Raw genomic sequence first — 2,596 nt, 5'->3', positions numbered from 1 at the left:
GCGCCGTTGCGCCCGGGCGCGGCGGCGGCGTTCCGGGAGGCCACCGGCCGCAGGGTCTGGCAGGGCTACGGGCTGACCGAGGCCGCGCCGGTGGTGACCGCCTCGATGCGGGCCAGGGAGGGCTCGGTCGGCCGTCCGCTGCCCGGGATCGAGGTCCGGGTGGTGGACCGGGACGGCTCGGAGGCCGATCCCGGCGATCCCGGCGAGCTCTGGGTGCGGGGCGCGAACCTGTTCTCCGGGTACTGGCCGGATGGGCGGGACGCTCCGGACGCCGAGGGCTGGTTCGCGACCGGCGACGTCGCGATCCAGGACCCGGACGGGGATCTGTTCATGGTCAGCACCCGGCACGACGTGGTGGTGGTGGACGGGTTCACCGTCTACCCCCGCGAGGTCGAGGAGGTCCTGCTCGCGCTGCCCGGGGTGGCCGAGGCGGCGGTGGTCGCGGTGCCGGACGAACGCACCGGCCAGGCGGTGAAGAGCCTGTTGGTGGCCGCCGCCGGCGCCGAGCTGACCGCCGAGGAGGTCCGGGAGTTCTGCGCCTCCAGGCTGGCCCGGTTCAAGGTGCCCCAGCAGATCGAGCTGGTCAGCGAGCTGCCCCGGTCGGTGGCGGGCAAGATCGCCCGCGGGCTGCTGCGGGACCCCGGTTCGTGAGCGCCCTCGAACCCCGGGTGACCGTGTACGGCAAGCCGGGCTGCCACCTGTGCGACGACGCGAAGGCCGTCATCGACAGCGTCTGCGCCGAATTGGGCGTCGGTTGGACCGAGGTCGACATCAACTCCGACCCCGAGCTGTACGCGAAGTACTGGGAACAGATCCCGGTGACGCTGGTCGACGGCATACAGCACACGTTCTGGCGGGTCGATCCGGACCGCCTGCGGGCCGCGCTTACCCGATGAGATAGGCCAAAGTCCAACGTCTCACATGGTGAGACGACGGGTCGCTCCGAGTTTGTTCGCGCGTTCACAAGTGCTTACCCTCGGGTCCGCACGACACCGGAAAGCGCCTCTTTTCTCCGTTGCCCAGGAGTGCCATGAGCGCTGCACCATCACCCCGCGCGGCTCGCAGCCGCGACGGGATTCCGGACGCCACCGTGGCCCGCCTGCCGGTCTACCTGCGCGCCCTGCTGGCCTACTCCGAGCGGGGCACCGCGACGGTCTCCTCCGAGGAACTCGCCGCCGCCGCCGGGGTCAACTCGGCGAAGCTGCGCAAGGACCTGTCCTACCTCGGCTCCTACGGCACCCGGGGGGTCGGCTACGACGTCGCCTACCTCGTCTACCAGATCTCCCGCGAGCTCGGCCTGACCCAGGACTGGGCCTGCGTGATCGTCGGGGTCGGTTCTCTCGGCCACGCGCTCGCGAACTACGGCGGCTTCTCCTCCCGCGGCTTTCGCATCGTTGCCCTGGTCGACGCCGATCCCGCGCGGGTCGGGGTGACCCTGGCCGGTGTTGTGGTGAATCCCATCGAGGACCTGGAGTCGATCATCGCCGCTCGCGCGGTGACCATCGGCGTGATCGCCACCCCGGGCCTGGCCGCGCAGGAGGTCTGCGACCGCCTGGTGGCGGCCGGCGTGACCAGCATCCTGAACTTCGCCCCGGTGGTTCTCTCGGTGCCGGACGGGGTCGACGTGCGCAAGGTCGACCTGTCCGTCGAGCTGCAGATCCTGGCCTTCCACGCTCAGCGCAGATCGCTGCGCGAGGCCGAGCCGGCTACCGCGAAGTCGCGCCGGGCGCCGGCCATGGTGGGCGGAGTGACCCCGTGAACATCCTCGTCATCGGCCTGTCGCACCGCACCGGCCCGGTCAGCCTGCTCGAGCGGGTCGCCCTGACCGGCGATGCGCTGACCAAGCTGCTCTCCGACGCGGCGGCGAGCGAGCACATCACCGAGGTCGCGGTGCTCTCCACCTGCAACCGGATGGAGATCTACGCGGTCGTGGAGAAGTTCCACGGCGGCCTGGCCGACGTCTCCGAGGTGCTGTGCCGGCACACCGGCATCGGGCTGGAGCAATTGCGCCCGCACCTGTACGTGCACTACGAGGACCGGGCCGTGCAACACCTGTTCACGGTGGCCTGCGGGCTGGACTCGATGGTGGTCGGCGAGAGCCAGATCCTCGGCCAGGTCCGGGCGGCGCTCGCCGTCGCGCAGGAGCAGGGTGGCGCCGGCCGGGTGCTCAACGAACTCGTGCAGCGGGCCCTTCGGGTGGGCAAGCGGGCCCGGACCGAGACCGGCATCGACCGGGCCGGCCGCTCCCTGGTCGGGATCGGCCTGGAACGCGCTGCGGTCTCCCTCGGCGGGCTGGCCGGTAAGCGGGCCCTGGTCGTCGGCGCCGGTTCGATGAGCGCGCTGGCGGCAACTGTGCTGGCCCGGGAGAACCTGGCCGAACTGGTCATCGCCAACCGCACCTACACCCGCGCGCAGCGCCTCGCCGCCGGCCTCGGCGGTCGGGGGATCCGGATGGAGCAGGTCCCGGCCGCGCTCGCTGAGGCAGACCTGGTCATCTCCTGCACCGGTGCCACCGAGCTCGTGCTCGACACCCCGATGCTCGCCGCCGCGGCGGCGGAGCGCGGTGGCCGCCCGCAGTTCCTGCTCGACCTGGCCC

The 2,596-nt window shown here is 71.9% G+C and carries 4 protein-coding genes; all 4 read left to right on the top strand.

Annotated elements, in window-relative coordinates; genetic code table 11:
* A partial coding sequence (locus H0X00_RS23355; RefSeq protein WP_293775219.1) for a class I adenylate-forming enzyme family protein occupies positions 1-651 on the top strand: 651 nt, incomplete at its 5' end.
* Positions 648-896: a glutaredoxin family protein gene (locus H0X00_RS23350; RefSeq protein ID WP_293775218.1), complete on the top strand. Its 249-nt coding sequence runs from the start codon at positions 648-650 to the stop codon at positions 894-896. The genes H0X00_RS23355 and H0X00_RS23350, both read left to right, overlap by 4 nt.
* Before the next feature lie 134 nt (positions 897-1,030).
* Positions 1,031-1,759, top strand: coding sequence for a redox-sensing transcriptional repressor Rex (locus H0X00_RS23345; protein WP_293775217.1), 729 nt, complete (start codon positions 1,031-1,033; stop codon positions 1,757-1,759).
* Positions 1,756-2,596, top strand: an 841-nt coding sequence (gene hemA / locus H0X00_RS23340; RefSeq protein ID WP_293775215.1) for a glutamyl-tRNA reductase, incomplete at its 3' end; no start/stop codon positions are given. The genes H0X00_RS23345 and hemA, both read left to right, overlap by 4 nt.

It is taken from the genome of Sporichthya sp. (assembly GCF_013815995.1).
In the GTDB taxonomy this organism is placed as follows: Bacteria; Actinomycetota; Actinomycetes; order Sporichthyales; family Sporichthyaceae; genus Sporichthya.
The sequence above is the reverse complement of the archived record's forward strand: the minus strand, read 5'-3'. Positions and strand labels throughout refer to the sequence as shown.